24 protein-coding genes and 2 pseudogenes are annotated in these 25,923 nt (G+C 52.7%); 9 read left to right on the top strand and 17 right to left on the bottom strand.

Going from position 1 to position 25,923, the window contains the following annotated elements; all coding sequences use genetic code 11:
* Positions 1-75: 75 nt before the first annotated feature.
* The 10 genes and pseudogenes from F459_RS24375 to F459_RS0106095 form a co-directional block, all read right to left on the bottom strand.
* Positions 76-546, bottom strand: a pseudogene (locus F459_RS24375) (ATP-binding cassette domain-containing protein); the annotation flags it as partial.
* Positions 546-1,301 (bottom strand): ABC transporter permease, encoded by a 756-nt coding sequence (locus tag F459_RS0106135; RefSeq protein ID WP_020611861.1) that lies wholly within the window; start codon positions 1,299-1,301, stop codon positions 546-548. The gene F459_RS0106135 and the pseudogene F459_RS24375, both read right to left, overlap by 1 nt.
* A complete protein-coding gene (locus F459_RS0106130; RefSeq protein ID WP_020611860.1) occupies positions 1,298-2,290 on the bottom strand; it encodes an ABC transporter substrate-binding protein in 993 nt (330 codons plus the stop codon). The genes F459_RS0106135 and F459_RS0106130 overlap by 4 nt, the downstream gene beginning before the upstream one ends.
* On the bottom strand, positions 2,287-4,353 hold the full coding sequence (locus tag F459_RS0106125; protein ID WP_020611859.1) for a glycosyltransferase: 2,067 nt from the start codon (positions 4,351-4,353) through the stop codon (positions 2,287-2,289). The genes F459_RS0106130 and F459_RS0106125 overlap by 4 nt, the downstream gene beginning before the upstream one ends.
* Positions 4,350-4,727 carry an EamA family transporter gene (locus tag F459_RS0106120; protein WP_020611858.1) on the bottom strand — a complete coding sequence of 126 codons (378 nt, stop codon included), beginning with the start codon at positions 4,725-4,727 and terminating at the stop codon, positions 4,350-4,352. Before F459_RS0106120 ends, F459_RS0106125 begins: the two co-directional genes overlap by 4 nt.
* Positions 4,724-5,053, bottom strand: a complete 330-nt coding sequence (locus F459_RS0106115) for a DMT family transporter (RefSeq protein WP_020611857.1) — start codon at positions 5,051-5,053, stop codon at positions 4,724-4,726. Before F459_RS0106115 ends, F459_RS0106120 begins: the two co-directional genes overlap by 4 nt.
* Positions 5,054-5,099: 46 nt before the next feature.
* Positions 5,100-7,505: a DNA translocase FtsK gene (locus F459_RS22105; RefSeq protein WP_020611856.1), complete on the bottom strand. Its 2,406-nt coding sequence runs from the start codon at positions 7,503-7,505 to the stop codon at positions 5,100-5,102.
* A 92-nt stretch (positions 7,506-7,597) separates the two neighbouring features.
* Complete coding sequence (locus F459_RS0106105; protein WP_020611855.1) at positions 7,598-8,392, bottom strand: undecaprenyl-diphosphate phosphatase; 795 nt, start codon at positions 8,390-8,392, stop codon at positions 7,598-7,600.
* Positions 8,393-8,414: 22 nt separating this feature from the next.
* The gene (locus tag F459_RS0106100; RefSeq protein WP_407636023.1) at positions 8,415-10,676 is read right to left on the bottom strand and encodes a flagellar assembly lytic transglycosylase; all 2,262 of its coding nucleotides are present in this window, start codon (positions 10,674-10,676) and stop codon (positions 8,415-8,417) included.
* A complete protein-coding gene (locus tag F459_RS0106095; RefSeq protein WP_020611853.1) occupies positions 10,594-11,511 on the bottom strand; it encodes an Hsp70 family protein in 918 nt (305 codons plus the stop codon). Before F459_RS0106095 ends, F459_RS0106100 begins: the two co-directional genes overlap by 83 nt.
* Before the next feature lie 101 nt (positions 11,512-11,612).
* Here F459_RS0106095 and F459_RS0106090 point away from each other — a divergent pair, with 101 nt between their 5' ends.
* Positions 11,613-12,974, top strand: coding sequence for a tetratricopeptide repeat protein (locus F459_RS0106090; protein ID WP_020611852.1), 1,362 nt, complete (start codon positions 11,613-11,615; stop codon positions 12,972-12,974).
* Here the strand turns inward: F459_RS0106090 and rsmG are convergent.
* From rsmG to mnmE, 3 genes are read right to left on the bottom strand one after another with little or no spacing between them, the layout of a single operon-like run.
* A complete protein-coding gene (gene rsmG / locus F459_RS0106085) occupies positions 12,943-13,614 on the bottom strand; it encodes a 16S rRNA (guanine(527)-N(7))-methyltransferase RsmG (RefSeq protein ID WP_020611851.1) in 672 nt (223 codons plus the stop codon). The two genes, F459_RS0106090 and rsmG, sit on opposite strands and share 32 nt — an antisense overlap.
* Positions 13,611-15,470, bottom strand: a complete 1,860-nt coding sequence (gene mnmG, locus F459_RS0106080) for a tRNA uridine-5-carboxymethylaminomethyl(34) synthesis enzyme MnmG (protein ID WP_020611850.1) — start codon at positions 15,468-15,470, stop codon at positions 13,611-13,613. Before mnmG ends, rsmG begins: the two co-directional genes overlap by 4 nt.
* A gap of 18 nt (positions 15,471-15,488) precedes the next feature.
* Positions 15,489-16,859, bottom strand: a complete 1,371-nt coding sequence (gene mnmE / locus F459_RS0106075) for a tRNA uridine-5-carboxymethylaminomethyl(34) synthesis GTPase MnmE (protein WP_020611849.1) — start codon at positions 16,857-16,859, stop codon at positions 15,489-15,491.
* Between the two features lie 136 nt (positions 16,860-16,995).
* Here mnmE and F459_RS0106070 point away from each other — a divergent pair, with 136 nt between their 5' ends.
* From F459_RS0106070 to F459_RS0106050, 5 genes are read left to right on the top strand one after another with little or no spacing between them, the layout of a single operon-like run.
* A complete protein-coding gene (locus tag F459_RS0106070; protein ID WP_020611848.1) occupies positions 16,996-18,081 on the top strand; it encodes a methyltransferase in 1,086 nt (361 codons plus the stop codon).
* A 29-nt stretch (positions 18,082-18,110) separates the two neighbouring features.
* Complete coding sequence (locus F459_RS0106065; protein WP_020611847.1) at positions 18,111-18,965, top strand: DUF364 domain-containing protein; 855 nt, start codon at positions 18,111-18,113, stop codon at positions 18,963-18,965.
* A 13-nt stretch (positions 18,966-18,978) separates the two neighbouring features.
* Positions 18,979-20,040, top strand: coding sequence for an ABC transporter substrate-binding protein (locus F459_RS0106060; protein ID WP_020611846.1), 1,062 nt, complete (start codon positions 18,979-18,981; stop codon positions 20,038-20,040).
* A gap of 41 nt (positions 20,041-20,081) precedes the next feature.
* Positions 20,082-21,101, top strand: a complete 1,020-nt coding sequence (locus F459_RS0106055; protein WP_020611845.1) for a FecCD family ABC transporter permease — start codon at positions 20,082-20,084, stop codon at positions 21,099-21,101.
* 47 nt (positions 21,102-21,148) lie between these two features.
* Complete coding sequence (locus F459_RS0106050; RefSeq protein WP_020611844.1) at positions 21,149-21,949, top strand: ABC transporter ATP-binding protein; 801 nt, start codon at positions 21,149-21,151, stop codon at positions 21,947-21,949.
* A 7-nt stretch (positions 21,950-21,956) separates the two neighbouring features.
* On the opposite strand, the gene F459_RS0106045 is transcribed toward F459_RS0106050, so the two are convergent.
* From F459_RS0106045 to F459_RS0106035, 4 genes and pseudogenes are all read right to left on the bottom strand, one after another.
* Complete coding sequence (locus tag F459_RS0106045; RefSeq protein ID WP_020611843.1) at positions 21,957-22,688, bottom strand: DUF4386 domain-containing protein; 732 nt, start codon at positions 22,686-22,688, stop codon at positions 21,957-21,959.
* The gene (locus tag F459_RS24510; protein WP_281167831.1) at positions 22,688-22,813 is read right to left on the bottom strand and encodes a hypothetical protein; all 126 of its coding nucleotides are present in this window, start codon (positions 22,811-22,813) and stop codon (positions 22,688-22,690) included. Before F459_RS24510 ends, F459_RS0106045 begins: the two co-directional genes overlap by 1 nt.
* Before the next feature lies 1 nt (position 22,814).
* Positions 22,815-22,898, bottom strand: a pseudogene (locus tag F459_RS24640) (hypothetical protein); the annotation flags it as partial.
* Positions 22,899-23,188: 290 nt separating this feature from the next.
* Positions 23,189-23,992, bottom strand: a complete 804-nt coding sequence (locus tag F459_RS0106035; protein WP_154651636.1) for a CPBP family glutamic-type intramembrane protease — start codon at positions 23,990-23,992, stop codon at positions 23,189-23,191.
* A 98-nt stretch (positions 23,993-24,090) separates the two neighbouring features.
* Here F459_RS0106035 and F459_RS0106030 point away from each other — a divergent pair, with 98 nt between their 5' ends.
* From F459_RS0106030 to larC, 3 genes are all read left to right on the top strand, one after another.
* Complete coding sequence (locus F459_RS0106030; RefSeq protein ID WP_020611840.1) at positions 24,091-24,513, top strand: DUF3842 family protein; 423 nt, start codon at positions 24,091-24,093, stop codon at positions 24,511-24,513.
* A gap of 228 nt (positions 24,514-24,741) precedes the next feature.
* A complete protein-coding gene (gene larE / locus F459_RS0106025) occupies positions 24,742-25,623 on the top strand; it encodes an ATP-dependent sacrificial sulfur transferase LarE (protein ID WP_020611839.1) in 882 nt (293 codons plus the stop codon).
* Positions 25,624-25,635: 12 nt separating this feature from the next.
* On the top strand, positions 25,636-25,923 hold a 288-nt coding region (gene larC / locus F459_RS23535), incomplete at its 3' end, for a nickel insertion protein (protein WP_245540096.1).

Below are 25,923 nucleotides of genomic sequence, written 5' to 3'. Positions count from 1 at the left end.
CTTGTGCCAAAGTTCGACAAGTAGTTCCTGGAGCGTTTCGCGACTGAAGGCATCGAGGCTGACGAAAGGCTCATCAAAGAGCAATAGATCCGCATCGGAGGCAAGGGCTCTGGCAAGAAGCGCCCGCTGTTTCATACCGCCGGAAAGCTGACGAGGAAAATCATCTTTTCGTTCTGCAAGACCGACCATTCCAAGGGCCGTTGCAGCACGAGAGAAGGCCTCTTCCCTTAATAGAGGATTCGGCCCGACCATAAGAGGCAGAGCGGTATTTGCAAGGACGCTTTTCCAGGGAAAAAGCTGATCGGCATCCTGGTGGATGAGGAAACGACTGCGTCCGGGGGACAATACGGGAAGGCCCCCGAACAGAACCGTCCCTGAAGCAGGACGAAGAAGGCCGGAGGCAAGCCGCAGGAGGGTACTTTTTCCGCAACCGCTGGGGCCGAGCAGCACCGCAAGGCTCCCCAGCTCCAAGGAAAACCTGCAGGAGTCGAGTATCGGTATGCCGAAGGAAAAAGAGACATCCCGAAATTCGAGGCCTTGTTCCATCATCCCTCCACCTTCCCCCAGCGGCAGTCGGTAAAACGACGAAGGCTACCGAAAAGGAAACGGTCTACGGCGGCCCCCGACAACATGACCAGCAATAAACCGGCGTAGAGTCCGGCCGTATCCATATAGACTCGACGCTCAAATATGTACCAGCCGAGACCGCCGAGGAAACCGGCGGCTCCGAAAACCATTTCGGCGGCAATAAGGGCCCGCCAGCAGCGCGCCCAGGCAGTTTTCAGGCCGGAAAGAAGCGAAGGGAAAATGGCGGGAAGTACGAGATGGAACAGCCTCTGGGCCATGGTCATTTCCCAATTGGCGGCCATCTCGCGATAGCGCGGGGAAATTTCATCGATGCCGGACTGCAGATTCAGATATACCGGCCAGAGGGCACTGTGAACCATCACCAGGAGCACCGCCGGGGTACCGGTCCCCGCCCAGAGAACGACCAGAGGAAGGAGGGCGATGCCGGGAAGGGGATGCAGAAGCGCATTCAGAAGCCCGACTCCCTGCCGTGCCCGTTTCCCCAGGGAGGCAAGAAATGCCAAAAGCGCCGCTCCTGCGGTCCCTATGAGCGCCCCAAGGGCAACAAGGAGAAGGGAAAAAAGCAGTTGGGCGGGAAGGAGACCAGAAAAGGTATCCCGAACCAGGGCCTTCCCAATGGAAAACAGGGAAGGAACCAAAATCGGAGAGACCAGCCCACTGACGGAAAGCAACTGCCACAGGATAAGGACAGCCGCAATCACAAAGAAGATCACCGATCGCCTCCGCCCGCCCCGGTACCGCTATCCAGAACCGCCGTGGTCCAAAAAAGCTCCCCGCCTGAGTTGAAATCGGCGGGAAGATAACCGGTATCCTTCATAAAAGAGACAAATTCCTCGATGCCCACCACATCACGTGAATAATCCAGATCCTTGGAACCGAGCATATCCAGGACATCGTCGCTGTCCATCTGATAGATAGGAGCAAGGAGAGCAGCACTCTTTTCCGGATTGCTGTGCAGGTACGCCATTCCCCGATCAACTGCATCCATGAAGGCTGCCAACACCTTCGGCCGCTCTTCGGCAAGCTCTTTGGTGGCAACGGTGACGATGAAGGTAAAGGGACCGCCGAAGCATTCTCTGCCCGATACAACCTGTTTCATCCCCGGCTCTTCGAGCTCCAGAAAGAGGTAGGGCGGGGAGGTAAAATGTGCTGCGATCTCCCTGCGGGCCAGGAGGGCCTGCATGCCGTCGGGATGGTTCATGGTGACCAGCTGACGATCGAAATGGGCGGCATCGCCGGTCAGACGCCGGGAAGCCATGGCAAGAAGGATGTGCTGGATGCTTCCCGGCTGCGGCAGAGCAATCCTGTCAGAGGAGTCAAAATCGGAGATATTATTAAGATCTTCCCGCCAGGTGACAAGGCCCAAAGGCGACTGATTTAAACCTCCGGCGATCTTCCAATCCATGCCCCCTGCCCGGCTGATAAGGAAGGGGGGGATGCCGATAAAGGCGGCGTCCACCCTACCGGCGACGGCTGCCTCGCGGATCGTTGCGGTATTGCCGAGGCGCAGCCACTGGAGGTCCACGGGATGATCGAGCTCCGCAAGGGCTTCTTCCACAAATCCGAGCTCCCTGGCGATGGTGACCGGTGCATAGGCTAAGCCGTACTGTTCGGCAACCCGCAGGGGCTGTTCATCATGGCTGCAGGAAGAGAGGGATAGGGCAAGGGGCAAAAGAAACATGCAAAGCCGGGCACACCTCATGAGACCTCCGAATCGGGTAAAGGGTCGGGATGGAGCGCGAAACTGCGTAAATCCTGCATGAGATTCTCCCCCGAATCGCCGATAACTTCAAGCGCATCATATGCACCCTCTACGCTCCTGTTTACCTGGGCGGCACTCTCTCCCCGGACCACGGCCCAGGCGGCCCGGCCCGTGGAGTTTTCAAGCTCACCTATCCTTCGGCCGGGGGCCAGGAGATACCCTCCGCCTATCACCCCCTCCACGGCACAAATTTTCGAAAGCTCACCGATGCTTCGTACCACCCCTTTCCGCGCAAAGGCAAGGATCACCGAAGCAAAGCCCTCCGGGGGCCATGAAGCTCCGGCACGCACCAGAGCATCATGGTTTTGCGGCGACAGGCTTCCCTTCATGGCCAGATCAATCTGAAGATCAAGGATATCGACCCCGGTAAGGGCGGGGATCAGCAGCTCCTCATAGGCCCCCCCGATCCGGCATGCAAGCTCATTAATCTTTATCCCTTCATCACCAACCAGAAGCTGAACATAGATGGGCCCGGAGGGAATAGGAAAGCCCCTGACAAAGCGGTCGCATAGCTCAAACACCTCCTGGCCGAGGGCTGCATGGCAGGAGGGGTAACGATGTGCAGGACAAATGCCGATATGGGGACCGGAGGAGAGTGTGGCCCGATCCGTGAGGAGAAGAGGAACAAGGCGCCCCTCTTCCACCCAGCCGCTGAAGGTCACCTCGTCCGCAGGGTAAAATGCCTCCACCATGGCCTTTGCTTCCCTGCTGCAGGCAAGCGTTGCCGGCAGCCTTTGATAAAGTTCTTCTTTGCTTTCGACCCGAACAACCCCTCGCTGGCCCTGACTGTCCACCGGTTTGAGTACTGCGGGAAAACCTGGCAAAACGGTGGGGACAGAGCCGGTATCAGCAGCGGAAGCGGATTTGTCGCCGACAAGGCTCCAGGGAAGCGTCGGCAGACCCAACGCCTCCAGGCGCTGCTTCATCACCCGCTTGTTGGTAACCGCAAGGGCGATTTCCGGTATCAAGGCCCCCGGCAGCAAAAAGTGGTCGGCAACAAGGGAGACGGTAAGCACCGGCTGGTCCGTTCCTGCGGTGGCCACACCCCGAATGGGGATACCCTTCCACAAAGCATCGAGGCATGCCGCTATGCTTTGTTCTCCGTCGAAGGTATCGGCGGAAAGAAAATAGTCGGCAGCCGAAACGCCGGGAGCCGAACTGTCCCTGTCGCTTACCGCAACGATGAGGGAACGCTCCTTGGCCCGGCGAATCAGCCCCAGCTGCCCTCCCCCGGCACCTACGACAAGAAGAGCCCGCTTCGAAGAGCAAAGAGGGTCCCTTCGCCAGGGCAACAGATAGCTTGCCAGGGATAAGGTTCCCCGGACAAGGGAGGATGCAGGATGACGGCTTGTTCCCGGGGCTGAGGAGTGGGCGTTTTCGTTCTTCGTTTCAGCCTTTCTTTCGGTCTCTGTCTCAGCATTCCCCCCAGCCGTAAGAAGAAGACTTTCGGCTTTACGGGAGTGGCGTACAAGCTCCACCGAAAGATAACGGCAGGCCACCGGTGCGAGAAACAGCGACAGGGCACAGCTCCTGGAGAAGAGGCGAAAACTCGACGGTATCAGCTTCTTTCTGCCGGAGGCAAGGTGAAAGAGGGTGCTGCGCAGGCTGCTGCCGAGGTTCCGCAAGGAACTCCTTCTTCCCGTTTCGGGAACACCGAAAACAAGATCGGCCCCGCCCTCTTTTACGGCAAGAAGCTTCTCCACATCCCCGGGTCTGTGGCCGAAGTCGTCGTCTAGGGTAAGAAACCACGATCCCCGTCCACGGAGGATCCCTTCCAGCGTCGCCCGCTGCTGTCCCGATCGTATGGGAAGCTCGCAAAGCACATCCACGATTCCCTCCCCGATGAGGGAAGCAAGAAGATCCCGGCTTTCGTCGCTGCTGCCGTCGAGAACAACGATTATCTCCCACTCGAGGCCAAGGCGCTGCAGAACGTCTGTGATGCTGAGGCAAAGGGGCACAAGGGTTGCGGCCCCATTATAGGAAGGAATAACAACGCTAATCATGGAAACATATTCCAGACCAAAAAGCCGGCAAAAATCAAGAGCCCTCCGGCGATGTGACGCAAACCGATGCGCTCCCGAAGGATAATGGCACTCCCGAATATAACCAGAGGATAGGTAAGCCCCGTTGCCCCATACGCCCTGGTAAGGGAAAGGGAAGCAAGGGCCCTGGTATAAAGAAAGGGAACAGCAGCCACCACCACAAGTCCGCATATAAGGAAAGGGTTCGCCGCTTTTCTCAAAAAACGTCTCACAGCGGCAATAGGTAACACATTCTTCAAAGCATCGGAATCAGGCAGGGTACGATCCGCCCCAGCCTTCGTCAAAAGCTGGCCGACCGCCGATAGCACAACCGTCAGCGCCAAAAGCAGATTCATTCCTGCCCCTTCTTGCCAGCCGTACCGATCAGGGCAACCCCGGCAGTCACCAGGATCATGCCCGCAAGCGTTCCCCAGCTTAAGTCTTCACCGAGAAAAAGTGCGGCGGCAAGGGGCACCAGGCAGTAGCCGAGACTCATCACCGGATAGGCAAAGGAAAGGGAAAGATAGCGCACGATCAGTACCCAACTGACGCCTCGTGCGCCGAGGAAACAGTAGAGGGCAAGGGTATAGATGTTGAACGGCGAGGCACCGGATGCAATAGCGCGCCCGGAAAGGGCGGCGGAGAGCTGTCCGGCTGTCAGCAGAAGAAGCGGAACGGCCAAGGCAATTCCATGAGACCGGTGAGAGGAGTGAGCTAACGACGCTCCTCTATTGCTCCTCGTCATCACCCCGGCCCTCTCGATAACGATCGGGAACGTGGATAATCTCCCGGGGCTTGGAGCCGTTCTGGGGTCCGACGATTCCCCGCTCTTCCATCTCTTCCACGAGTCGTGCGGCACGATTGTAGCCGATCTTCAGTCTGCGCTGCAGGTAACTGGCGCTCGCCTTTCCTGCTGTGGTAACGATCTCCAGGGCCTTGTCCATGAGCGGATCATCGATTCCACCACCGTCGAAGAGGGTATCCGAATCCTCGTCGTCGATAAAAATTTCGTCGTCGATATATTCGGGCTCGCCGAGGGTCCGTACATAGGCTGCAATGCGCTCGACCTCCTCTTCGCTTAGATAAGCACCCTGAATTCGGGAAGGCACAGGATCCCATGCGCTGGTAAAAAGCATGTCGCCGCGCCCCAGCAGCTTCTCGGCGCCCACGGCGTCTATGATGATTCGGGAATCGAACTTGCCCGCCACCATAAAGGCAATCCGACTTGGAATGTTGGCCTTGATCAATCCGGTGATGACATCGATGGAGGGACGCTGGGTTGCCAGCACAAGATGAATACCCACCGCCCGGCTCATGGCAGCAAGACGTGCAAGGGTTGATTCAAGCTCCTTTCCCGTCGTGGCCATGAGGTCGGCAAACTCGTCGATGATCACCACGAGATAGGGAAGCGGTCTGGTGGCCAGACGCTTCTTTTTCACCTTTCGATTGTAGGAACGAATATCCCGGACACCGAGGGAATCGAGCAGGGCATAACGGCGCTCCATTTCATACAGGCAATACTGGAGTGCCTGAAAGGCCTTCTTCGGCTCGGTGATGACCGGTGTCAGGAGGTGAGGAATGTCGTTGTAGAGCTTCAACTCGACGATCTTCGGGTCGATGAGGATCATGTTGACCTCATCGGGGCTCCGCTTGTACAAAATCGAACAGATAATTGAATTAACGCAGACCGATTTTCCCGAACCGGTGGCTCCCGCAATCAGAAGGTGGGGAGTCTGTACCAAATCGACGATCTGGGTTTCTCCGGTGATATCCTTGCCGAGGATGATGGGAACCTCTTTGTCGGAGTTTTCAAAGATCTCGTCCTCGATCATTTCCTTGAAACTGACCAGGGCCCGTTTCCGGTTCGGAACCTCGATTCCTACCGCATGTTTGCCCGGTATGGGCGCAACGATTCTGACCCGGCTGGCTGCCAGACGCAGGGCGATGTTGTCGGCAAGGTTGACGATCTTCGAAAGCTTGACCCCAGGCGCAGGAAGAATCTCAAACATGGTGATAACCGGTCCTTTCCTGATACCGGTCACCTCGGCCTGGATCTTGAACTCCCGCAAGGTATCTTTAAGGATTTCGGCGGACTCCCGGGTAGCCTCGTCGATCACCCAATATTTGCTGTCGGGATATTCATCGAGAAGATCATCCCGGGGCACCTCATATCGCATGATATTCCGTGCCACTGCCTGGTGGGAGGCTGGAACGGGGAGGATTTCCTCTTGCACATCGTGTTCCTCTTCTTCCTCGTCATCCTCATATTCCGCATCCTCGGGACCAAGGACCTCCTCGTCCTCATCGTCGTCTTCTTCATCAAGGTCGATATCATCTATCTCCTCGTCATCTTCGAAACATACTTCGTCGGAACGGAGAGAAGCAAAGTTGAGATCGACGGGAGCTTCCTCCTCGGCATCTTCCTCAGGTTCCGATGAAACAGGCAAATCATTCGGCGGATCGTTCGAGTCGGCAGGAGGCTCCTCCTCATACTCCTGATCCTCGGCACCTTCATCTTCCAACACAAGCTCATCTGTGGGAACCGGGGTTTCGGAAATCTCAGGCAGTGGGGAAGTATCAAACCCCTTAAGCCGTCTTCGCTCAAACTCCTCCCACCAGGCATCGTCGTCTTCCGCCTCCGCTTCAGGTTCATCGGAAGAGGGCTGAGGAAGCGCAATCATACCCTTCTTGCGGGGATCCTTTTTTTCCCGATCCGAATTTTCCGTGGTACGGCCGGAGAATAACTGTTGGGCGACAAGGTAAATGACGATGAGTTCGGCAAGCAGAAGGAGAAAAAGGATAAAGGAACTTCCCCCCGAGCCAAAACGAGAAAGAAAAGCATCCGCAGCCGCGGAACGGGGTGCCGGTTCGATGAGCTGCAGCCAAAATCCTGCGGTAACCATCGGCACCACGCCGGCGGTTGCAACGAAGAGGGGAAGTGGCGCAAATCCCTTCCGAAGTAAAAGGGCCGCACAAAAAAAGAGATAAGCGGGGATATACCAGGCCGCAATCCTGAAACCGGCGACAAGGAGCTCGCCGGAAAAGATAAACCAACCAGAGACCCCTGATGTGGAAAGGGCCATGGAAACAGATAGATAAGCGGCCGCAAGTATGAGGACAATGGCTGTTGCCATAGTAGGCTTAGAAAAACGCAAGATTATTCTTCCTTTCCGTTCAAATAGTTCGCGCTTCTAGTATCGGCGGAAACGGCCGGGGCCTGAGTCCGCTATAGAAGAATGAACCCCAGTATACCGGCGGGAATGAGATAGAAGGAAAAGTAGTAAAGCTTTCCCCGCCGAATCAATCGCAAAAGCAAAACAAGACTCGCCATGCCGACGATAAAGGCCGAGAGGAAACCGGCAATGAGCGATGAGGGGGGGACCGTCGCCAGCAGAGATCCGACGTCGCGAAGTTCGAGTAGCAAAGCCCCGGCAATAGCTGGCAAGCTGATAAGAAAGGAAAACTCCCCGGCGCTTTCCCGATTCATGCCGGAGGCCAGGGCTGCCGAGATGGTAATCCCCGAACGGCTGATACCGGGAAGAACTCCAAGCCCCTGGGCAAAACCGGTAAAAAGCCCGTGCCGAAGCTTGATCCCTTCATAATCGACATTTCCGGAAAAGCGTTTCGCGCCAAGCAATATGAGACCGGTAACGACAAGAAGGGCAGCCACGGCCCTTGGAAACCGGCCGACATCCAGGCCTTCGAGGAAAAGGCCGAGGACTCCGGTTACCAGTGTGGCTGCAAGGATGATAAGAATCAAATGCAAATTCTGATTATCTTCTTCATTCCGTTTGCCTGTGATCAGATGGCCGAGAGCAAGGAACAGCCTTCCTACCCTTGCACGGAAAACCCATATGACAACAAAGAGGGTTGCAACATGAAGAATAACATCAAACAGTATCGGAACATCTTCAAGGTCCATGAAGTATTTCATAAGAGCAAGATGTCCTGAGCTTGAAACAGGAAGGAATTCGGTTACCCCTTGTAATGCACCCAAAAAAAGTGCCTGTACTATACTCATATCCTAGCTCCTTCTTGTATTGTCAGCGTTTCGGGAAAAAGGTATCGACCGGCCAGAGAGGCCCCTCCGGAGAGTCGGCCCGGTAAAGATAGCGATAAATGGTGGTTGAGACAAGGAGCTTTCTTCCGTAATACTGGGTTTCGGCAAAGGGGATGGTCTCGGCAAACAGATCATCGGGAAGATCACTATTCGAACTACGCCAGCGTCTGAGTCGTGTTAATCCCCCATTATAAGCAAAAAGCGCTTCGGAAATATTATCCGTACGCCCGGCAAGGTGAGCAAGGTACCAAGCGCCAATGGAAAGATTCAGACGGGGATCATGAAGATCCTCATTCGAGGGAATCTTCAGCCCCATTCTGCCGGCAACATCCCTCGCTGTAGCGGGCATCAACTGGCTCAAACCGACGGCTCCTACATGACTGTAGATATCGGGAGTAAAATGGCTTTCTTCCCGAACCAGGGCATAAAAGAGATTCTCCTCAAGGCCTTCTCGTTCCGTCACCTCATGCACATAGGCCCGAAAGGGACGGGGATAAAGGATACGAAGCTCTTCATTGCCGCTTATCCCTCGCTCATTTGCAAAACGATCGAAACGGCGGATTGCTTCAAGATGATGCCCCTCACGGGAAAGTCCCTTCACCGTGTCGATGATGAGACCCCGGGAAGGAAGAAAACCGCAAGACTCCAGGCGAGACAGTTCCTTTTCGGCTTCGAGAGAAAAACCGTGATCGAGCAGTCCCCGCACAACTCGCATGCAACAGGGGAACGCGGGTTCTCCCTGTACAGCCTCATCCCGAGCCTCGGCTGCCGGATAGAAAAAGGCGTAATCCGTCCCCTCTTCATCGGGAAAACGCTCCAAAGCCGAAGCAGCAAGAATACGATAATAGCGCGCCGTTGTCCCGGAAGGAGGCAGATCGAGGATACGCCGAAAAAGCGCTTCTTGCATTCCGTCCTCGGGCAAAAGAGCAAGCTGGCGACCTCTGGCGGCCAGATAGTAGTACCGTGAAGCCGAAGCAGCGGGAAGATCCCTGCCAAAGGAACGGGCAATCGTATCGATCAGGGGCCACTCTCTTTGCCGGAGCAGTTCATCGAGAAGCGAATCAAGCGTATCATCGAAATAACGGGGATCAACCATATTGCCGAGGAGTTGAGGAATGGCGGATGCGGCACTCTGAGGATCAGCGTGAACCAGAGAATCGAAGCGGTACCACACCATACGCTGCATATGCAGGGAATCGAAGGAGGTCACCTCGGTCGCACTATCCACCGCCTCGTCGAACAGAGAAAACGCGTCATCGTATTGTCCGGCTCTTCTTGCCAGAAAGCCGGCGGCCTCCAGGAGCGCGGCTTTACGCTCCGGAACATGCTCTACAAAAGGAAGAAGCTCAAGCGTATGATCGAACAGGAGCCCCGCGTCGCTACCGTAACCACAACTTCTGACAGCCGATAGATACAGGGGAGTTCCGGCGATCGTTGCACCGGCATCGCGAATCGCTATAAGAAATGTCGAAAGAACCTCTTTTCTGCTGTCTCCGTTCAAAGCCAGCAAAAGATCGGCAATCGCTTGTATCGCCCTATCCCGAGAGAGGTGAAGAGGGCCGCCGCTATTGATAATCGCGGTCAACCGTTCCCCTGTCAGCTCCCCGTCATTCGAAACGAAGGACTGAAGCAGGGAGGAAGCCTCCTGTCCCGTCTCATATTGCGCCAGAGCCCAGGTGAGAGAGAGGCTTTGGCACGATGCAGGGTCAGCATCATGGGGACGAGTCTGCCCCATGGAAGCAAGAATATCCATCCAAAGGCCCAGTGAGGATCTGGCCTCATTGATCATTGTGAGCAGCCGAAGATCGGGATCGATTTTCTCTCCGGCGGAAAGCGACACAAGCTTGTGCAAAAGAGCACGCGCCTGCTCGCCGTTTTTCCCGGCCGCAGAGGCTTTTTGCGCTTGATCAAAATACAGCAGTCCAAGCCGATACCGTGCTTCCCGCCGGAATTCGGGAGAGGCGAGGTTAGAAGCCTTTATGAAGAAATTTTCCGCATTGATCTGTTCCCCACAACGCAGCTGGTCCATCGCCACAAAAAAAAGAGCGTCTCCCTTCGCCTCGCCGGATAGCCGAACAGACGCCGTTTCGATATCTCTCGACGGATAAAGGGCGGAGGTCCACAGTATAAAAAAAAGAAAAAGGAAAAGGAGAAAAAGTAGACTATTTCGTCGGAATAAATATTTTTTGCTCGGCAAAGATAATATCTGGATTTTTGATGTTGTTTTCTTCCGCAATTTGTCCATAAAGCCACGGGGTACTATAAAAGGAAGAGGATATATCCCAGAGTGTATCACCCCAGCGGATTCTGTACCAGACCCCTTCAACCTCCACCCTCACCGTTTCCCTCTCGGGAACAGGCGCCTGCTCGACCGTCGCCTGCGGCACGGGAACAGACGCGGGAGGAGATTCCGCAACGGGGGTTGTCTGCTCCACTTCGCTTCCCGACGCCCGAAGAGGAAGGGCTTTTTCTCCCGGGAGGTAGTTCATCAGGCAATAGATGAGAAGCCCGATAAAGGCAAGGGAAAGGATCACAAGCAGGGTGATAAGCAGGGGGCGAATCCGGCTTCTCCGGGGTGCTTCTTCTTCGGTGGGATAATCATCGGATGCTTCGAAGAAAAAATCTTCGGAGGGAGGAACATCCTCGTCCGAATCACCATCCAATTCGTCAAAGGAAAAATCCGGTTCAAATCCCTCGGAAGGTTCCTGTGAAAGATCGAAATCAGGAATGTCGTATGCCGAGGGAGTCCCGTTATCGTCGATCCGTACCGAAAGTGTCCGTTTTTCCCCGGACTGCCCCTCACTCGCCTCGGCCGTAAGGTTCCCATCATCGTCGATTCCCACGACCAGTTCGATTTCAGGATTCCCTTTTGCCGCGGCCGGAATATTTTCGATCAACAGGCTGCCTATATAACTGGCACTCTCGATCTCTTCCCTGCCACGATACAGATCGATCTGGACATTGGTTTGTCGATCATTTACCGTCGTCAAAACCAAACGCTTTTTAGCTCGTTTCCCCTCTTTCATGATGGGATAAAACGAACCGTCAGCGATCTTTATTCCAATCCTGGAATCTGCCACTGTTTTTCTCCTCTTCATTTCAAGCCTATAACCGCCGTGAAAGCTTGTCAATAAAAAGGGCTTCCTTGACGCAGGACCAATTGCAAACCATAATACTGGTCATGGAAACCAATCTGTTTCTGCTGCTCCCCGTTGCGGTCGTAGCAATAGCAATCGTTATACTTTTCGTCATAAGCGCAGGCAAAAATAAGGGGAACGGAGACAAAAAGAACAAAAAGTTCAAAGGCAAAGATTCTAATGCAATCATTAGGGAGGCAAACAAACGCCTCAGCCAGAATCCAAAAGATGCGGAAGCACTTCTCGCCCTTGCCGAGGCACACTTTAACGACGGAAGATTCGACAAGGCGCTTCGCACCTATAATATTCTGATCGATCTCTGTGCAACCAACAAGGAATTGGACGAATTCGAGATCAACCTTCGTTATGCCATCTCCGCAATGAAACTTCAAAATTTCGAAGAGGCATATAAAAGCTTTTTGATCTGTAAGACGATGAATCCGGACGTTTTCGAGGTAAACTTCAACCTCGGGTATCTCGAGTTTAGGAAAGGGAATTTCGAGAAGGCGGTTGCGCTGCTTCAATCTGCGCGGCAAAAAGATCCGGAACACGGTTCCATGCTCAAATATCTCGGTCATTCCCTTTTTAAAATTACAAAATACAAGGATGCTGCAGGCGCCTTACGCAAGGCACTGGAAATTGAACCGGAAGATAAGGAGAGCCTCTTTGTCCTTGGCCAGGTCTATCATAACCTTGGCCAAAACGATCAGGCCCTTCGAATCTTCAGCCATCTTCGTCCGGATCCGAATCTCGGTCCCAATGCGGCCCTCTACGCAGGAACCATTCATGTCGCTTCGGGGCAGTTCGATAAGGCTGTTCTCGATTTCGAAATTGGCCTACGCCATAATAATATAAAGAAAGAGACGGCCCTGGAGTTGAAATACCGACTTGCCGCCTCCTATGCGAAAAAGCAGGATATGGGAAGGGCCTTGAAACTCCTTCAGGAAATTCAGAAAACGGCACCGGGCTACCGTGATGTTCCTGCCCTGCTGGAAAAGTACGCGGAGCTTAATTCAAACCGAAATCTTCAAACCTATCTTATCGCTCCGACCAGTGATTTTGTTACCCTCTGCAGAAAATTAACGAACACCATCTTTCCCGGAGCAAAGGTCCAGATTACCGATATCTCGGTTACGGGAAATGACTATGCCGATATCCTTGCGGAAATAAGTACCAGGAAGTGGGAGGATGTGGTACTGTTTCGATATGTAAGAACAAACAGCCAGGTGGGAGAACTGATCCTCCGGGATCTCTATGCACGCATCAAGGAACTGAGAGCAGGTAGAGGATTCTGCCTCTCGGCGGGAGAATTTACCGAAGGCGCAAAGCAGTTTGTCGAAGCCCGTCTCATCGACCTTGTGGAAAAGGAGGGGCTTATGCGAAAGATGAAGGAGATCGATCGTTAAATACCAGAAGGTTTCGCTCGCCTTTCAGCAGATTGTCGGAATCGGGAATTCCGACAATGCGAAGTTCTCCTTTCGGTCGTTTTTTTAGTTCCGAAAGCTGGTTCTGAAGCAGCTTTCGGGTTCCGGCATAGATAACGGCAGATCCTCCCGGAACCAGCCGGCCTGCAAGGATGGGAAGGGCCTCGTTGACGGGGCGGAAGGCTCTGCACGTTGCAAGCTGCCATCGGGACCCGAGGGTTTCGGCATCTACCTGGAGAATGCGGACCCGATCGGCAACCCCGAGCAGGGCGACTGCATTCTGCAGGAATCCGGCCTTACGCCCCGAACGTTCCACAAGGGTGTATTGATACCGGGGCAGCGCAAGGGCAAGGGGAATGCCGGGAAACCCTCCGCCGCTGCCGATATCCACAACACCGCTTCCTGCCTCCGGCAGCAGGCCGGAGGCTTCGAGCAGGGGCAAAGGAGCCAGTGAATCGTAGAGATGACGGAAGACAAGCTCATCGACCGATTCCATCTTCACCAGTCCTACCTTGCGATTCCAGAACAACAGCTCCTTCAGATAGACCTCACACCTTTCCGCCATTGAAGCATCGAAGGACCATGCCACGGCATCAAGCGCCTGTTTGATAAGCTCCCTCACCGCCTTCTCCTGAGCATCACCATGAGAACGGCTATATCCGAGGAACGGACACCGGAGATCCGCGAGGCCTGTCCCACCGAAAGGGGCCGTATCTGTTTCAGTTTTTCCCGTGACTCATTGCTGATACCTTCGATGGTATTCCAGTTAAAATCCGCAGGGATCTTGAGCCCCTCCATACGCTGAAAGCGCTCCACCTGCTCGTCCTGCCGCCTGATGTAACCTTCATAACGAATATCAAGGGCGGCACGACGGAGCCACTTGTCGGGAAACGCCTCCAACTCGGGCTGCAGCGGCACAAGCATATCGATAGAAACCTCAGGAACCTTCAAAAGATCAAGAAATTTCTTGCCCTCCTGCCCCGAAAGTTCGAGATCCGCAGCTTCTGAAGAGCGTAAACGCCTTGAGGCAAGGAGCTCTTTTATCGCCGCTTCCCCTTCAAGCCGCTTATTAAGGGCCTCCATTGCGTCATCGTTCTGTAATCCAATACGATGGCCGAGCGGCAAAAGCCGACGATCCGCGGTATCATGGCGGAGATTGAGGCGATATTCGGCACGACTGGTAAACATCCTGTAGGGTTCCTCGGTACCAAGGGTAACGAGATCGTCGATAAGAACCCCGGCATAGGCCTCGGCCCGGGAAAGTACCAAAAGGTCTTCTCCACGCATCAAGAGTGAGGCATTGATACCGGCAAGGAGCCCCTGACAGGCGGCCTCTTCGTAGCCCGAGGTGCCATTTGTCTGACCGGCAATAAAGAGGCCCGCCACCGCCTTTGTCTGGAGGCTGGGGAAAAGCTGGCGAGGATCGATATAATCATACTCAACGGCATAGCCGGGCCGCATAATAACCGCACGCTCTAATCCCGGAACGGAATGGATAAACTGTTCCTGGACCCATTCGGGGAGGCTCGAAGAGATCCCGTTGAGGTACATCTCCTCGGTATGAAGCCCTTCAGGTTCTACAAATATCTGATGCCGCTGGCGATCTGGGAAGCGAACCACCTTGTCTTCGATGGAGGGGCAATAACGAGGGCCTTTACCGACGATCTTTCCTCCATAAAGGGGGCTTGTTCCCAAATTTTCAGAAATCAGCGAGTGGGTTTTCTCGTTCGTATAGGTAATCCAGCAGCTACGTTCCGGTCGATCTATCGTATCATGGGAAAAGCTGAAAGGAAGCATCAGCTCATCCCCTTTCTGTTCCTCCATTTTATCGTAATCGAGGGAGGAGGCAGAGACCCTGGCGGGAGTTCCCGTTTTCATCCGTCCAAGGTGAAAGCCCTTTGCCCGCAGAGCGCTGCCCAGTCCGATGGCGGCAGGCTCTCCAAGGCGCCCGGAGGGAGCTTCCCAGCTGCCGATAAAGACTTTTCCCTCCATAAAGGTCCCGGTGGTCAAGACCACCGAGCGAGCGGAAATCTCTTGTCCGCGATCGGTCCTCACCCCGGCGATCCTTGCCCCACCTGAGGGAATATCCCCTTCGATGATCAAATCCGTCACCGTATCCTGGTAGAGATCGAGGCAGGGCTGTTTTTCAAGTGTCTCTTTCGCAAGAAGGTTGTAGGCAAATTTATCCGCCTGGGCTCTGGGAGCCTGAACAGCAGGGCCTCGGCGCTGGTTGAGAATACGGAATTGGATCATCGTTGCATCGATAAGATGCCCCATCTCACCGCCCAGGGCATCAATCTCACGAACAATGTTGCCCTTGGAAAGCCCGCCTACCGCGGGGTTACAGCTCAATCGGCCTATGGCATCGAGGCTCTGGGTGATGAGCAGAGTACGGTGGGAAAGACGGGCAAGGGCAAGGGCGGCCTCTATGCCGGCGTGTCCCCCGCCGATGACGACAGCATCGTAGTCACGAACCATGTAATGAAGACTCCTATCTCATTTTCCGAGGCAAAAGCCGGAAAAGATTGATTCAAGAATATCGGCAGAGGTCACCTCACCGGTAATTTCGCCCAGGGCATCCACGGCATCTTTGAGATCCATGGCAAGTTCATCCCAGGATCGGCTGCCAACCCCTTCCAATACAGTCTGTAAGGCAGAGGAACAGCGGTCGAGGAGCCGTTTCTGCCGAATCGAATCAACCACAGGCTCCCCTGAAGTCAGGGGAGCCTTGGCGCTCAGGCATTTCGCCATTTTCTTCTGCAAGCGGTCGAGGCCCTCTCCAGTTACGGCACTGACAGCGATTACTCCATCGCCCCAGACCTGGCAGCCAAGATCGCTTCTCGTCATCACAAAGATGTAGCGACACTCTCCCTCAGCACTTGTCTGATCGGCAAGCAGGGAGCGTTCATCAGGAGAAGGGCCTGTCGTTCCGTCAATCAGATAAAGGACAAGATCGGCGGCATCTACTACCTTTCCGCTTCTCCTTATTCCCTCGACCTCAACAGGATGACCAGCATCGCGCAGGCCGGCGGTATCGTAGAGGCAGACCGGGATCCCCGCTATAGTGGTCCATGCCTCAATATAGTCCCTGGTCGTACCGTGGATGTCAGATACGATGGAGCGGTCCTCCTTGAGAAAAAGATTAAAGAGTGAACTCTTGCCGGCGTTCGTTCTACCGGCAATGGCAACCTTTGCCCCTTCTCGGTAGAGACGCCCCTCCTGAAAGGTAGCGGACAAAGCCTCAATAGAGTGAAGTACCTCTGATAGAGGGGCAAAATCGGGTTCAGGAGCATCAAGGAGCTCTTCTTCAGGGTAATCGAGGAGGACCTCCACCGATGCAAGCACTTCGACAATCCTCTTTTTCAGGGCATCGATCGATCGAAAAAGCGATCCGGATAAGCGGTCCATGGCCATGGCATGGGCTGCGGAAGACTTTGCGTCGATAATCTCCGCCACCGCCTCGGCCTCGGTCAAATCAATCTTTCCGTTCAAAAAGGCCCGAAGGGTAAATTCCCCGGGAGCCGCTTCACTGAAGCCAACCTCGTAGAGGCGGGAAAGAAGGCGCTGTATTCCCGAAGGTGAACCATGGGTATAGATTTCAACACTCTCCTCTCCCGTATACCCCCTCGGAGCATGGAACACCCCAAGGACCACCTGTTCTATGGGAAGGCCCGAGGCATCAAGTACGTGGCCATAGATAAGAGAGTAGCTTTTCGCCCCGGAAAGAGCCGCCGGACGGGAAAAGGTTCGGGCCAGGAGATCGAGACAGCCCTCCCCCGAGGTTCGCACAACAGCAATGGCGCTTCGTCCCCAGGGGGTCGCAAGAGCAGCAATGGGGCGATCGGTATCATAGGAAAGGTCTTTCATCTCCAGTGAGTATATCCCGGAGGAATGCGATTCGCCAAGAGATAGGATGATCTTGTTGACGCCATTATATACATACGTATATAATGGTTCATCTACCCAATACAGAGATGTACGCGAAAGGAAAAGGAGACAGGCAATGGATGGATGTAACGAAATTCCTTTCTTAATGAGGCTTACCCCACCGACGGAAATCAAGGGTTTCGACTGCCTGCTGGAAGGATATCAAAACTACCAGACACTCGTAGCCGCCCTTGATACTGGTATATGCGACTACCTCGACAAAAGGGGGCAAAGCGATAAAGAAGAGATTGCAAAGGGAACCGGTATCAACGGGATGTTTATCAGGCCGTTTCTCGCTACCCTTGTTGATATAGGAATCCTTACCGTTGAAGATGAGATATACGCTAATACCAAGGCTGCAACGGAGTTTCTCGTAAGCAGCAGCCCCTTTTTTCAAGGCGATCAACTGAGAACTACAGGTAAGGGCCAGTGGAACAAGCTCTCCAAAGCTATCAGGCGCAAAGAACCGGAGATGAACGGTTTCTCCTCCGGCCCAAGTGGTGCTTTTATCAACGCACTTGCGCAACGCAGTCTTCAGGGAGAACTCCAGACTATTGTTCGAACAATTATACAATGGGACGGTTTTCACAATGCAAAGAAGGTTCTGGACCTTGGGGGCGGTCATGGATTGCATACCATAGCGCTTTGCCAGGAAAACCTGTCTTTGCATGGCCTTGTTTTCGACAAACCGCATATCATTGAAACGACACAACGATACATCAGTCAATACAAAATGGATAACCGCATAACGGCAGAAGGTGGCGACATCTGTATCGATACCTTTGGTTCCGGCTATGATATTGTTCTCATCTCTCATCTTCTCTATAAATTTCGCAAAAATCTCGAACCGATTTTCAATAAGGTGTATGACGCACTCAAACCCGGAGGACTATTAGTTACCAACCACTGGTTCTGCGCCCCAGGATGCAAGCCGGGAAGCCATGGAGTCGGAGAACTGGCAAAGGCACTTCAAAGCTTCGGACATCCCCTTTGTCATGTCGAAGAATTCAATGCCTTGTTCGAGGAAAAAGGATTTCGAGTCATTGCTTCATCTGATGTCCCGACCCCTTACGGGAATTCACGTCTTCATTTAGCGGTAAAGGACCAGGACCTTCCCTGCAAGAGGACGGCGGAAGAACGTGCGTGCTGTTGCCGATCATAGTGAACGACGTAAAACACAGAGAGGACCAGATGGAAACAAAAAAGAGAAAGACGATTCTGGAGGAGACGATAGAGACGATACGGTCGCAACTTGGGAGCGAGATGGACTCGATTACCGTTGAAAGGGCGGTAATAGGCCTCTTTTTTTCAGGCGTAAGACTTTCAACCGGAGACGGAGGCATTTGCTTTACCCCGGTTAAGGAGATTCCGGAGGCGGTCTGTTGCCCCAGCTCGGCTCGGGCAATCCCGGGGGCCGGTAAACTAACACATCAGCCGGTGAGCTACTATCTTGACGAAATGGATCAGAACGCCCCTTTAAAAAAGGCCCTTGGGATTGCCGTCCTCAATGCCCTTTCCACAAGCTGCTGGCATAGGAAAACACCAAAAGAATACGGCTTCGATCTTAGTATAGACCCTTTGGAAGGGGCCGCCATCCCGGAAGAGGCCCATGTCGTTGTCATAGGAGCCCTTGTACCCTATATCAAGATGTTGAAGGCAAGAGGAAAGCCTTTTTGTATCCTGGAAAAAGATGCACGTACGCTAAAGGCCGACGAGATGCGCTACTATGTTCCCCCGGAACACGCAAACGAGGAGATCTCAAAGGCTGACTGGCTCATTATCACCGGTACAACCCTGATTAACGATACCCTTGAGGACATTCTCGATCACTGTCGTTCCGATGCAAACATCACCCTCGTAGGGCCGACGGCAAGCATGCTACCGGATGCCTTTTTCCGTCGGGGAGTCGATAGTATCGGCGGTATCACCGTCACCGATCCCGATAAACTTCTGGATACATTGATAGAGGCAGGTTCGGGATATCATTTCTACGGGAAATCGGCCGAACGCCTCGTTATCAGACGCTATACAGTCGCAATACAATGAAAAGGAGTTTCCTATGAAAGAGAAAGTTCAGGGGGATAATCGATATAAAATCTTGATTCTGTCTCTGACATTTTTTTTACTTGCCGTTTGTACCCAAAAGGGAGCAGAGGCCCAGGCACTTACAAAAACGGTTGTGGATATGGGTGGAAATGAAGTCACCGTGCCCAAGAACGTCAATAGAATTGTCATCACCTGTTATGGGGGTGCCACCCATGAAATTGCAGCCCTCGGCGGAGTTGAAAAAATAGTAGGGCAACCATCAATGTTACGTTTTCCGACCCTTGTCCGTATGTATCCCGGTTTCAAAAAAACCGTCGATCCCGGTTCGTTTAATAACGTAAACATCGAAGAGATCCTTAACCTGAAACCGGATGTTGTTATTGCAAGCCTCACAGCAGAACAGGGGAATCGAAAAATAGTCGAGGCAGGAATTCCGGTTATCAGGGTTTATACCGGCAGAGCCAATGACCCATCGGACAGTAAACGAGAATTCTTGATGATTGGAGAATTAGTGAATAACAAACAGCAGGCTGAAGAACTGGTTGAATTCTGGGATCGGCAACTACAGATAATACAAGAGAGGACCGGGGATATACCGCAGGGGATGCGAAAACGAGTTTACTATCTTCTCGGTTCCCTGACGCATACCAACGGGAGTGCATGGTGGGGCCAGACGCTGATCAACAGCGCCGGCGGCATCAACGTAGCACATGACATCGGGAAGCTTAGAGATATCAACGTTGAACAGCTGCTCGGCTGGAACCCGGATGTAATGATCCTGAGTAGCAATGAGGGCCAATTCGTTCCTGTAGAAGAGGTCATGAACAACGGTCAATTACAGGGAGTCAGGGCCGTTACCGACGGCGCCGTATATCTCTGTCCCGTCGGCACCTTCTGGTGGGACAGACCAGCCCCCGAGGCCATTCTCGGTATTACCTGGCTGGCCAAAACCCTTTATCCGGAACGCTTCGGGGATGTCGACATAGAAAAACTTTCCCAAGATTTCTATTACCGATTTTATGGCTATAGGCTGAGTCATGACGAGTTTGCATCGTTCATCACTCCCCAGAAGTGACCACAGGATATTATTGAGACACGTACCGCGTGAAAACTATTATGCAGACATCCATAAATCGTAAGAAAATCGTGTGGGCTTTACTTGTCATCCTGCCCATCGTACTCTTCTTTTTTTCTCTGACGCTGGGACGCTATCCGATATCGTTCACGACCTGCATCAAGATACTTGCTTCACCCATTTTCCCGATACATAAAAGCTGGTCGGTAACGGATGCCACCGTCGTTCTTCAGATACGGCTGCCCCGAACATTTCTGGCCATGTGTGTAGGCGGCGCTCTTTCCATCAGTGGGGCAGCCTTTCAAGGAATCTTTAGGAACCCGCTGGTTAGCCCGGATATCCTCGGCGTATCGGCAGCTGCGGGATTCGGAGCGGCCCTGGCCATATTGATATCGGGAGATCCGGCCTTGGTGCGCCTTCTTGCCTTTAGTTTCGGGCTTACGGGGGTGATGACCACCTACTTTTTAAGCAGAGTCTATAAAACGACCCCTGTCGTCATGCTTGTCCTTTCGGGCGTTGTCGTCTCTGCTTTTTTCAGTGCCTTGATTTCGGTTGCAAAGTATGTTGCAGACCCATATTCCAAATTACCTGCCATAACTTTCTGGCTGATGGGAGGATTGAATAGCGTTAGTGCTCACGATATAGTGTGGACCCTTCCCCCTCTTGTTCTGGGCATAACACTATTGCTTCTTGTCCGTTGGAGAATCAATATTCTTTCCTTCGGTGATGAAGAAGCAAGTTCCCTGGGCATCAATACGGAACTATTGAAAGCAATCGTGATCTTCTCGGTTACCCTAATGACCGCCGCCTCCGTATGCATCAGCGGTATTATAGGCTGGGTTGGCCTTGTGATACCGCACATCGGAAGAATGCTGGTCGGCCCCGACCACAAGGTGCTGCTGCCGGTAACGTTGATCATAGGCGCATGCTATTTGCTGGCGATGGATGATATTGCCCGTACCGTTTCATCGGCCGAGATTCCACTCGGTATTCTCACCGCCATCATCGGTTCTCCCTTTTTCGGCTATCTGATTCGCAAGACAAGAGGTGGCTGGTCTTAGCACATGCTTCAGTACATGCCAAAAGCAACAAGATCTAAGGAGAAGGCATGAACCCTAAACTAGGTTTATACAAAGGCAGATTTGATTATGGGCATCGGACCATTTTTGAAGACCTTAATTTCGAAATCGACAAAGGGGATATTCTCTGTCTTCTCGGAGCAAATGGATGCGGAAAGACGACCCTACTACGCTGTCTCAGGGGGTTCCTACCACTAGAATCAGGATCTTGCCGTATAGACGGAACGGAGATCTCGACGATGGGAACATCAAGTCTGGCTCAGAAAATCGGCTTTGTGTTTCAAGATAACGGGGCCCCTTTCCCCTACCCCGTTATTGAAGTTGTTAAAATGGGCAGGGCACCGCATTTGAAGATGTTTTCATCCCCCGGTGCACACGATACAGCAATAGCCGAACAGGCCCTGGAGACTGTCGGGATTCCCCACCTTCGGGATAGGGAATTCACCCATATAAGCGGCGGGAAACGACAGCTCGTCGCCATCGCCAGAACAATAGCCCAAGGACCGGACATCATCCTGATGGACGAGCCGACATCGGCCCTTGATTTCCGAAATCAAACCTTGGTTCTACAGGTAATTGATAAGCTTGCCCGTGCAGGATTGACCATCATCTTGACAACCCACCACCCGAACCATCCGCTCCTCCATGCCTGTAAGGTGGCCATGATGAACAATGGGAACTTTATTGCCTTCGGTTCCGCCGAAAGCGTTATTACGGAATCCAACCTGCGAAAAACCTATGGCATCGACGTTCATATTCTGACTTCGCAGTGCCATGAAGGTGAGATCCCGGTACGATTCTGCGTGCCGGGACAAGATGGAGAAACCTAGGATTAATTCATCGAAGGCTATCTCCGCTTCGCTCTTCCCACTGTTTCTCATTTAGCCCCTTGATGAGAAGCCACAAGGTAAATGCCAGTTCTCCCGGAATGGAGAGTATCACCACAATCCTGGCAAGCATGTCATCATACTGAGGCACCACAATATGCCCATAACTTTGGGCGAGATAGCCTATGGCGGCAATAAGAAGCAGAATTCCCAGAATTTTCGGCCAAAATCCCGACATGCAAACAAGGTACCCAAGCAGCAGCAGATGGAAACCGAAGAGTAGCCCCCAGATCATAATCACAAAAGCATTTATATCCATGAAAAGAAGGACAAGGGCGTTCTGCTGGCCGGGATCGAAGGCCGAAAGGTAGCTCTGCCCGCTCAGCAACAGCAAGGCAGGGACAGCGGTAAAAAGCGTGACGGCCTGTAGAATGGATTGGGCGAAGCGGGCAAAAGAAGAAGCCAAGGCAAGCGGCCTGCTTACCGGCCGAAGCAGAACATAGAGCAGGGCACTCACCACAATCTCGATCAATACAATAGCGGTTTCGGCTACCATACCAAGACGAAATAAAGGCTGCGAGGAGACCAAATTGCCGATTGTTCCGGCAGGATCTCCGGGAACAACAACACCGCTTCTTCCCATAAAAAAGGCAAAGGGCCCAAGAAAAAAGATTACCAGATATAAGACACCGGTAATCCTGGCATATCTCCGGGGAGAAGTCTGGGGATACGAACTTGTCACTATAGTTCCTCCTGTTCTCTAAGGTTTTGATCTATCGTTATGACAACATTGCCTTTCTTGTCCAGGGAATAACGACTGTCTATGACCGTCCTGATTTTTCCCGACAGTATCAAAAATGATATCATAACGCTCACCACGATCAGCAAAGTCTTCTTTGGTGTAATCAACGACCTTATCAGCCCCCAGCGATCGTACCAATTCCGTATTCACGGTATTGGATATGTAGTGTCAGGAATATTGGTGATACAAGGATCTTAATTCCTTTTCTCATCGTCCATTGCATATATAAGCATACAAAATATCAGGAAGCGGTGGAAAAGTAAGGTTTTTTCCAGGGGAAACGACAGATCACCACCAATATTCGTGACACTAGTAAAACATTAGTAATTTAGTAATATTAATGCCATAGTTTTACTACAAAAAATCTATTATTTTATTACATAGCAACATCACGCGGAGAAGGCCAATGGCGACCTTTACTAAATGCCAACCCCATGCCGTTAATATCCAAAGGAAAAGCGAAAAGCATCGATGAACCAGTGAAAGGCTATCGCAGCCATCAGCCCCCATTTAAATTGAATCAGAGCCATGGGAAGGCCGAATACGATGCTGGTTCCCCCAAAAAGGAAAAGTGCACTCAGAGGCTGCTTCAGAAAAAGATCCGGCAAATGGTTCAAGCTATGCGGAACTACCGCCAACACAAGAGAAATCGCGATAACTGATCGGGGATGCCGAGAATAGCGGAGTAGGTAAAGACAGAAAGAGAGAATAAAAAGCCGAAATACAATCTCTTCGTGAATTGCAGGGCTCAATGCAAAAAAGGCCGCCATAAGAGGGGGCTGCCAGATAGAGGCGCCCCGCTGTAGGTAGAAAAACAGGTTGTTGAGCAGGGCAAACGGCAAGGCCAAGAGCACCCCAAGAAGGAGGTCCCTAAGCAGATGATGCCACGAACGGGGAAGAATTGTGATCTTTCGAGTATTCGGTCGAGACAAAACCAGCAGTGAGGCGCAAATTGTAAGCGCTACGGCAGCGACTTCCAACAGAGTCCCCAATATGCTGGGATCATGACAATAATGGGAAAAGCCGCTTAGCCCCCCAAGGAGGGCCCCCGATAGAATCCATTCCTTTTTCAAAGCATGTCCCAGTCGGATAAGTACCAAACAAGCCCCAAAGGCAAGCAGCAATTCCGTTACATCCCATATTCGCGTGGTACGATTAGCCCCCTGCAACGGGAGCATGAGATTAAGAGCGTATAACACAAAATATGAAATCGAAAGAAGCAAGAGCATGGTCCTGTTTTTCATCAGCGATAACTATACGTCACGAAGGCAAAAAAGGCCACGGATTGACCACCGGCGGTAAGCCATTTATAGTCAAAGTGTTTTGAGCATGAGGAGGTTCCATGAAAATAGCGGTTATCGATGGACAAGGCGGGGGCGTGGGAAAGGCTATTGTACAGGCGCTAAAACCACATCTTGCTGAAATCGACGAATTGCTTGCACTTGGAACCAATGCAACGGCAACCGTTACCATGCTGAAATCGGGAGCTTCGATAGGGGCAACCGGAGAGAATGCAATCATCTACAACGCCCCACGGGTCGACATTATCGCCGGTCCCATCGGTATCATCATTGCAAATGCATTGTACGGAGAAATCAGCCCGAAAATCGCAAGTGCTGTTGCGGAGAGTTCGGCTACAAAGGTTTTGATTCCCATCGATCGATGCAGGCTTATCATTCCCGGAGCCTCGTCCCGGACCTTACAGACCAATATAAAAGATGCCGTGGAGCAGATCATCACCTTGATGTCGGAAGACCCAAGTTAGGCCTTGGCTATCACCAGGATTCGTAACAGCAGAAAAGATTAATTGACAGAATCTCACCGAAAATGATAGCCTGCATGGACGGAATGAATCCGTAAAGAGGGCACACGGCCTTCGGCCCATCCGATGAACGGACGGCACTCATCATAAAATTTTTTCTATCAACGGTACCAAGAAGGACCTCACGGGAGATGAACTCCTTACGATTATGCTTAAGGAGAGAGGTATGTCTTGGGAAATTTTCACCGCCTCTCCGGCTACTGCGCCGGGGGAGAAGCGGGAAGAATGACAATACAGGATAAATATAACAAGCTGCTGGAACATATTTCCGCCTATGGAAGGGTCGCGATCGCCTTTTCCGGCGGTGTCGATAGTACCTTCCTGTGCCGGGCGGCAATGGAAGCATCGTGCCTGCGACCCATTGCCATAAGCCTTATATCACCCTTTATCCCCCAACGTGAGGTGGAGGAGGCAAAGGATCTTGCAAAAAAAATCGGTATCGAACATGTCTGCATCCAAGCCAAGCTGCTTTCAGAAACGGTCGCTGCCAATCCCAAGGATCGCTGTTACCACTGTAAAACAATCGTCTTTACCGCGCTTCTCCAAACAGCGGCCGACTACGGCATCGACACTATCCTGGATGGTTCAAATGCCGACGACCGCTACGACTATCGTCCGGGTATGCGAGCCCTGGCAGAACTTGGAATCCACAGCCCGCTTTTGGAGATTGGGCTCGACAAGAACGAGATACGTGAACTTTCGAAAATTCTGCACCTCCCGACTTGGGACAAACCATCCTTTGCCTGCCTGGCATCTCGTATCCCCTATGGAGATCGAATCGACACGGAAAAACTCAAAAAGATCGAGGAAGCGGAGGCGTTCCTGCGGAAAATCGGCTTTCACCAATATAGGGTACGGGTTCACGGCGACATTGCACGTATCGAGGTGGCCCCGGATGAGCGACTACAGTTCTTCAATGAAGAGCGGCTGGACGAGATTTCAACAGCCTTGAAGCGGATTGGGTTTCTTTACGTCGCTTTCGAGTTATCGGGCTATCGGAGCGGCAGCATGAATAGGACCATCGATAACGAACATGACAATATAAAGTACTAAGGAGTGTTACACATGAAAACCCTACATTTTGACTGTTTCGCCGGGATTTCCGGTGATATGACCTTGGGAGCCTTTGTCGATCTGGGAGTCGATCCCCGGCGCATACGAAGCGAGCTGGAGAAACTCGGTGTGGATCACTGGAGTCTCGATTTTCACCGTGACGAACGCTGCGGCATCACTGGCACCCATGCCGTGGTGAAAGACCTGAATGATCACCACGAGCATGGCCATGAGCATCACGACCATGAGCATCACGACCATGAGCATCACGACCATGAGCATCACGACCATGAGCATCAC

Origin of the sequence: Sediminispirochaeta bajacaliforniensis DSM 16054, from assembly GCF_000378205.1 — a bacterium.
Classification (GTDB): Bacteria; Spirochaetota; Spirochaetia; order DSM-16054; family Sediminispirochaetaceae; genus Sediminispirochaeta; species Sediminispirochaeta bajacaliforniensis.
The sequence above is the reverse complement of the archived record's forward strand: the minus strand, read 5'-3'. Positions and strand labels throughout refer to the sequence as shown.